The following is a 7281-nucleotide window of genomic DNA, read 5'->3' as shown; positions in this document are numbered from 1 at the left end:
GACCCGCCGCGCCGCGAGGCTCGTGAGGCTATCAGCAGGTGCCGCCGTGCCGGCATTCGCACCGTGATGATTACGGGTGATCACGGCACAACTGCTGAGGCCATTGCCCAGCAGCTCGGCATTTTCCAGCGTGGCTCACATGTGCTGACGGGACAGCAGCTATCTGCGCTGGATGATGCGGCGCTGGACAAAGCTGTTGACAGCGTGTCTGTATATGCGCGTGTGTCGCCGGAGCACAAGCTACGCATCGTCAAATCGCTGCAAAGACGCGGACATGTCGTAGCTATGACCGGGGATGGCGTGAATGATGCACCGGCGATCAAAGCGTCGGATATCGGTATTGCAATGGGCATGACGGGAACTGATGTGACCAAAGAAGCAGCTGCGCTTGTGCTGAGCGACGATAATTTCTCGACGATTGTGGCGGCGATTGAGGAAGGACGGAATATTTACGAAAACATTCGTAAATTTATCCGTTATCTGCTTGCCTCCAACGTTGGCGAAATTTTGACGATGTTTTTCGCAATGATGGCCGGGCTGCCGTTGCCGCTGCTTCCGATCCAGATTTTATGGGTCAATCTGGTAACGGATGGCCTTCCAGCGATGGCTCTGGGTGTGGATCAGCCGGAAAAGGATCTGATGGAGCATAAGCCACGCGGTGCAAAGGAAAATATTTTTGCCCGTCGACTGGGCTGGAAAATCATTAGTCGCGGACTGTTAATTGGCTTATGTACGCTTGCCGCTTTCTGGCTGACATTGCGCATTGCACCGGATGACGCAGGACAACTGGTTAAAGCGCAGTCGGTTGCCTTTGCTACGCTGGTCCTGGCACAGTTAATTCATGTATTCGATTGCCGCAGTTCCCGTTCTATTTTCCACCGTAACCCGTTTCAAAACAGCTATCTCGTACTTGCCGTACTGTCATCCATTGTGCTGATGCTGGTGGTCATGTACGTACCTATGCTGCAACCTATTTTCAAAACAGTGCCGCTGGGCTTGCGTGAGTGGGCGCTTTCCATCGTCGCGGCCGGGATTCCGACTTTCCTGATGGGGGCGGGAAGCGTATGGGGCGGTAGACGCAACCGTCGCCATGGCGGAAATAACCGTTTTTCGACAGGACGCACGAAGTTTTCAGCCTAGCATCCGGGTTAGGTATCATCACATGGCTTTCCCGCTCTTGCCCTGTATGCTATCATGGGAATAAAGCTTTACGAGGAGCATGAGATTAGCAGCAACGGCGGAGGGAAGCTATGGAATTCACAAAAATGCACGGCTTGGGTAATGATTTTATCGTTTGGTTTGGGCATCAGGAATTGCCGTCTGACGCTTCAGAATTGGCTGTTCGGCTATGTGATCGACATTTTGGTGTTGGTGCTGACGGTCTGGTATATATATTGCCTTCAGAAAAAGCCGATTTCCGCATGCGCATCATTAATTCGGACGGATCGGAGGCAGAGCAATGCGGGAATGCTATTCGCTGCGCAGCCAAATATGTATATGACCGCAAGCATATCAGCCGTGAGCGGATTACGATCGAGACGCTGGGTGCTGGTGTGCAGCAGGTCGAACTGACTGTAGAGAACGGACTTGTACGTATGGTGAAGGTAGACATGGGAGAGCCGATTCTGGAGGGCTTGAAAATTCCGACTACGCTGGATCTGGACCGTGTAATTCATGAGTCCATCGAAGCTGGAGGAAGCGGTTTTCGTTTTACGGCTGTATCCATGGGCAATCCGCATTGTGTCATCTATGTTGAAAATGCACCTGGCTTTGAACTGGAGGCCTGGGGACCGAAACTGGAAAGCCATCCGCTATTTCCTAAAAAGACAAATGTTGAGTTCGCTACGGTCCGAAGTCGGGATCACATAGAGATGCGAGTATGGGAACGGGGAGCCGGCCCTACGCTAGCTTGCGGAACCGGGGCCTGTGCCACACTTGTGGCTTCTGTACTCAACGGGTATAGTGACCGACGCGCCATTGTAAGTCTGAAGGGCGGCGATCTGGATATCGAATGGAACGAGGACGACAATCACGTGTATATGTCAGGCCCGGCTGAAATTGTGTATGATGGTCGTCTGTCCTGAAATACATGGAGCATGGAAAAGAGCGTGCATTTGGTTTATGAATTGTATAAAAATGAGTGAAAAGGAGACCCTGTGAGGTCTTCTTTTTTGGTATTTAGCAACATTCTGTCTTTTTTTGACGTCTGAACGATGTATAATATAACAGATAAGAAAACAATAAGGAGGCCGTTCATGGTGCGGAAATTTCGTTGGATTTCAGCAGTTGCAGCCCTTATATTTGTAGCTACCGCGCTTCCGGCTCATGCTGCTACCCTCCCTGCTGCTGCCGTTGACACGACGAGCAAGCAGGTCGGCTCGCTAACTCCAACTGTTGTGAACCGTCTGGAAAAGGCAGTACAGGAACTGATCGGTACGAAAACACCATTTCAATTTGACGATGTGACGGATATGGGTAAAACCTGGATTGTCGAAGGCGAATTGGAAGACGGAACAGCTACGTTCCAAACGGAATATAATAAGGAAAAGAATAGAGTGGATTCTACCACGGTACGGTATAAAATAAGCAGCATGGGCAAGGCACTGGACGCGTCTCTCAAGGCCAAAGTGCTGAACAGTGCCAAAGCGTTTGACCCCAAGCGCTCCATGCAATTTGAAGCTTTTTGGCGGGTTAAATCTCCTTACCAGTCCAATAAGCCTTCTAACTACTGGGTATTTTGGGGCGCAGGGGAAAAGGCGTCCTCATTGTACGTTGATGTAGATCGGGGTAACAGCATAACCATTAATGCAGACTACCCGTTGAAGCAGGTGGACCCTGTATTGCTGAGCCGGGCAACGAACACTTTTAAGCGTGTTAGCGGTCAGCGGATTACCGTACAGCATGCTTCACGCTTCAAGGACGAGGCCAAGGGGTTTTCTTATTGGTCGTTCGAGGATGTAAACGAGTCGAGTGAGGTCAAAATCGGCGCAACAACTGGCAAAGTGCTGGCTGTATCCACCTACGGGGTGGACTGGAATGATGACGCAGATTTCAAAAAATCGTTTGCCAATCCCAAATATACCGCTTCAGAAGCTTTGAAACTGGTCAAGCCCAAGGTTCAGCTCTTATTTAATATCAATTTGTCAGGCTATAATGTTGGGATTCAAGGGAATCAGTATACATTTTCCACAAAGCAAAGGGGAACGGCTTCTATTGTGGCTAAGGTGAATAAAAAAGGAGCCTTTTACGCATTCTCCCTTTATGCCGAAGATGGGCAAATGAGATAATTATAGTATAAAATAACAATTATAAGTCAAGCTGCTTCACTCCTGGCCACATCATTTTGGGGAGTGAGACGGCTTTTTTTGTTTTTTGGCTTATGTTTGCAGTCTCTTTTATGTTACATTAATATGAAAATAAAGAGCGGGGTGGAGCGGAGGAAATGAAACCGGATTTGCGTACTGTGCTGAATCGTGAACTTATTGTCGGAGACGGCGCAATGGGGACCTTTTTGTACCAGCTGGGATTTCCAGTAAATACTTCTTACGAAGAGTTGAATATTACTTCACCTGACGTTATAGCGGATGTGCATAGTCAATATCTAAATGCAGGAGCACGATTGCTGGAGACCAATACATTCTCTGCAAATGATTATAAGCTGGCATGGTTTGGGCTGGAATCCAGAGTAGAAGAGATCAATCGTGCAGGGGTAAGAATTGCCCGAGCAGCGGCCGGACCTGATCATTATGTGGTGGGTGCGGTAGGCTCCATATGCGGGGGGAAACGGCTTAACATATCCAAGCTGGAGCTGGCTCGAAACTATGACCAGCAGATTAATGCCCTTCTCTCCGAAGGAGTAGACGGTATTTTGTGCGAAACGTTTTATTCACTGGATGAAATGCGGATTGCGCTTCACGGTGTGCGTAAATATAGTGATATTCCGGTAATCTGTCAGTTTGCAGTCGACCAGGTTGGCCGTACACAGGATGGTTTTTCAGTAGCAGAAGCTTTTTCGGTGTTGCGTGATGAAGGAGCGGACATTCTTGGATTTAACTGTCATTCTGGTCCACAGGGGATTATGAGTGTAATGGAGCAGCTGGAAGGCCCCTTGTCAGTGCCGCTGTCCGTATATCCTAATGCGGGTCTCGCCGATTATGTGGACGGTCATTATGTATACGGTGCAACACCTGAATATTTTGGTGAATGTGCCGCGTCCTTCGTAGATTTGGGAACGAGGCTGATTGGCGGATGCTGCGGAACTACACCAGATCATATTGCGGCGATTTCCAAAGCTTTGAGTGGCTTGCAGCCGCCTCCGCTGGCTCCGAAAGAAGTATTGCTAAACGAGTCAATTCACGTCGCTGAACCGGAGCCGATTGCAGATGAAGGGGAACGTGGCAATGGCAGATTTGCCAGCAAGCCCAACATTGTGGATATGGTTAAGGAACGGCATACGGTCATTGTAGAGCTTGATCCTCCACGCGATCTGGACATTACACGATTTATGCAAGGTGCGCATGCATTGAAAAAAGCCGGGGCCGACGCGCTTACGCTGGCCGACAATTCACTTGCCGTTACGCGGATGAGCAACATGGCGCTTGGGCATTTGGTCAGCATTGAAACGGGTTTGCGCCCATTAATCCATATTGCTTGCCGTGACCGCAATCTGATTGGTACTCAGTCTCATATGATGGGTTTTGACGCGCTGGGCATTGACCATGTACTGGCGGTTACTGGAGATCCAGCAAGGTTCGGTGATTTGCCGGGTGCCAGCTCGGTGTATGATATGACTTCTTTTGAAATTATACGTATGATCAAGCAGTTAAACGATGGTGTTGCATTTTCCGGTAAGCCACTAAAGCAGAAGGCTAATTTTGTGGTAGGTGCTGCATTTAATCCCAATGTCAAGCATTTGGGTAAAGCTGTACAGCGGCTGGAAAAGAAAATTGCCTCCGGAGCTGATTATATTATGACCCAGCCTGTCTACGACCGTGAGCTTATTGTAGCCATCGCGGAAGAGACACGGCATTTGGAGGTCCCGATTTTTATCGGTATTATGCCGCTGGCCAGCGGGCGGAACGCAGAATACCTGCACAATGAAGTACCCGGTATTCAGTTGTCGGATGAGGTGCGTGCACGCATGTCTGGTCTGGAGGGTTCGGAAGGACGAGCAATGGGGGTGTCCATTGCCAAGGAGCTGCTTGATACGGCGATGAAGCATTTTAATGGAATCTATTTGATGACTCCATTTATGTTCTATGAAATGACGGCAGAGCTGGCTTCTTATGTATGGCAAAAATCCGGCAGCGCGCAGGCCCCCTTGTTTAGACTATAATAATCAATTACAATAGTAAAATGGATGTGATGCCGATGTCATTGAGTATGACCGGATACGGTCAAGCCATCTTTCAATATGAAGGCTATAAAGTTCGCTTGGAACTAAAATCGGTGAATCACCGCTATTGCGAAGTGATGATGAGGATTCCGCGCGAATGGACACGCTTTGAAGATGGCTTGAGAAGAACGGTTCAGCAGCAGATTAAGCGCGGTCGTGTCGACGTCTTCATCCATAGGGAACGTGATGAAGAACAGATACCCGTCGCACGGTTGAATGACACTGTGGTGCAGGCATACCTGCATGCAGCGGAGCAGCTGGCGGATCGTTATGGCGTGAAAGGAACATTAGGTATAAGCGACATTCTTGCTTTGCCTGACGTTCTGGGCGAGCCTGGAGAGGCTTGCAATGGAGACGAAGAGGGCTGGGAAGAGCAGCTACAGCGAGCCTTACATGAAGCTTTGCAGGGTTTGCTGGAGATGAGAAAGCGAGAAGGCGGGTATTTGGCACGAGATGTGGAATCCCGCATTTCCCATCTGGAATCCCTGCATCATGAAATGACGGTGCTGGCTCCCCATGTTGTGAGCGACTACCGTAACAGGCTAAAAAACAGACTTAAAGAGCTTCAGGACGGTTTATTTACGCTTGATGAGCATAAGTTCGGAATGGAGATTGCTTTATTCGCGGATCGCAGCAATATTGATGAGGAGCTTACCCGGCTTCAAAGTCACTTTGGGCAATGCAAGGGGTTGCTGCTGTCGGACGAGCCGGCCGGCCGCAAATTAGACTTTTTAATCCAGGAAATGAACAGGGAAGTTAACACGATCGGCTCCAAGGCCAATCATCTCACATTGGTTAATTTGGTCGTCGAGATGAAGGCAGAGCTTGAAAAAATTCGTGAGCAGGCTGCGAATATTGAGTAGCTACCTGGTAGCGGCACGGCTGCAATAGTCACATGTATAGGGGGAAAGACCTGAATATGGCAATCAAATTGATCAATATTGGCTTCGGCAATATCGTGTCGGCCAACCGAATTATCTCCATCGTCAGTCCGGAGTCTGCTCCGATCAAGCGGATTATACAGGAAGCCAGGGACCGTCATATGTTAATTGATGCTACTTATGGCCGCCGGACACGGGCTGTTATTATTACGGACAGTGACCATGTAATCCTGTCTGCGGTGCAGCCGGAGACGGTCGCTCATCGCCTATCCACTAAAGATGATGATAATGACGAATAAAAATGGAGTGTACTATGGCTAAGGGATTATTATTTGTAATATCCGGACCTTCGGGTGTTGGTAAAGGAACGGTAGGCAATGCGTTGCGTGAAAAGTTGCCGGAAATAACCTACTCCGTTTCTGCTACGACTCGAGCACCTCGTGCGGGTGAACAGGATGGAGTAAACTATTTTTTTAAAACGCGTGACGAGTTTTTAGGTATGATTGAGCGGGATGAGATGCTGGAGTATGCTGAGTATGTGGGCAATTTTTACGGTACTCCACGTGATTTTGTAGATCAGACGCTTGCGCAGGGTAAAGATATTTTTCTGGAAATTGAGGTTCAGGGAGCACTAAAGGTCAAAGAGAAATTTCCTGAAGGCATTTTCATTTTCCTGCTTCCACCTTCGCTGGATGAATTAAAGGACAGAATTCGGGGACGGGGGACCGAAACCCAGGCCACCATCGACCACCGCATGTCGGTAGCTGTGGATGAAATGAATCTGTTGCGCCACTATGATTATGCGGTTGTGAATGATGAGATTGATTTCGCTTGTAAACGAATAGAATCCATTATTATCGCCGAACATTGTAAGGTTCATCCATAAATCAGGACTTTACATATGCCAGGCGTACTTAAAGAGAAATAACACTGTATATGCTGGGCTTGAAGGTGTACACTTAAGTTCAGCTTATACAGTCCCAAAACTACATGAAGAGGTGTCTA

At 48.7% G+C, this 7281-nt stretch carries 7 protein-coding genes; all 7 read left to right on the top strand.

Annotated features, from left to right (window positions below; all coding sequences use genetic code 11):
• A partial coding sequence (locus L693_RS0122410; protein ID WP_025720142.1) for a cation-translocating P-type ATPase occupies positions 1-1140 on the top strand: 1140 nt, incomplete at its 5' end.
• Positions 1141-1250: 110 nt separating this feature from the next.
• Positions 1251-2084 (top strand): diaminopimelate epimerase, encoded by an 834-nt coding sequence (gene dapF / locus L693_RS0122405; RefSeq protein ID WP_025720140.1) that lies wholly within the window; start codon positions 1251-1253, stop codon positions 2082-2084.
• A gap of 174 nt (positions 2085-2258) precedes the next feature.
• Positions 2259-3287 carry a hypothetical protein gene (locus L693_RS0122400; RefSeq protein ID WP_025720138.1) on the top strand — a complete coding sequence of 343 codons (1029 nt, stop codon included), beginning with the start codon at positions 2259-2261 and terminating at the stop codon, positions 3285-3287.
• 155 nt (positions 3288-3442) lie between these two features.
• Complete coding sequence (locus L693_RS0122395) at positions 3443-5335, top strand: bifunctional homocysteine S-methyltransferase/methylenetetrahydrofolate reductase (protein WP_025720136.1); 1893 nt, start codon at positions 3443-3445, stop codon at positions 5333-5335.
• A 35-nt stretch (positions 5336-5370) separates the two neighbouring features.
• A complete protein-coding gene (locus L693_RS0122390) occupies positions 5371-6258 on the top strand; it encodes a YicC/YloC family endoribonuclease (RefSeq protein WP_025720134.1) in 888 nt (295 codons plus the stop codon).
• Between the two features lie 56 nt (positions 6259-6314).
• A complete protein-coding gene (remA, locus tag L693_RS0122385; RefSeq protein ID WP_005548256.1) occupies positions 6315-6575 on the top strand; it encodes an extracellular matrix/biofilm regulator RemA in 261 nt (86 codons plus the stop codon).
• A gap of 14 nt (positions 6576-6589) precedes the next feature.
• The gene (gene gmk / locus L693_RS0122380; protein WP_025720131.1) at positions 6590-7162 is read left to right on the top strand and encodes a guanylate kinase; all 573 of its coding nucleotides are present in this window, start codon (positions 6590-6592) and stop codon (positions 7160-7162) included.
• The last annotated feature ends 119 nt before the right edge of the window (positions 7163-7281 follow it).

It is taken from the genome of Paenibacillus sp. 1-18 (assembly GCF_000520755.1).
Classification (GTDB): domain Bacteria; phylum Bacillota; class Bacilli; order Paenibacillales; family Paenibacillaceae; genus Paenibacillus; species Paenibacillus brasilensis.
Note: the sequence above shows the minus strand (reverse complement) of the source record. Positions and strands in the feature narration are given on the sequence as shown.

Excerpts from the sequence above, each read along its gene's own strand:
- dapF (WP_025720140.1), top strand. The coding sequence starts at position 1,251 with ATGGAATTCACAAAAATGCACGGCTTGGGTAATGATTTTATCGTTTGG.
- L693_RS0122395 (WP_025720136.1), top strand. The coding sequence starts at position 3,443 with ATGAAACCGGATTTGCGTACTGTGCTGAATCGTGAACTTATTGTCGGA.
- L693_RS0122390 (WP_025720134.1), top strand. The coding sequence starts at position 5,371 with ATGTCATTGAGTATGACCGGATACGGTCAAGCCATCTTTCAATATGAA.
- remA (WP_005548256.1), top strand. The coding sequence starts at position 6,315 with ATGGCAATCAAATTGATCAATATTGGCTTCGGCAATATCGTGTCGGCC.
- gmk (WP_025720131.1), top strand. The coding sequence starts at position 6,590 with ATGGCTAAGGGATTATTATTTGTAATATCCGGACCTTCGGGTGTTGGT.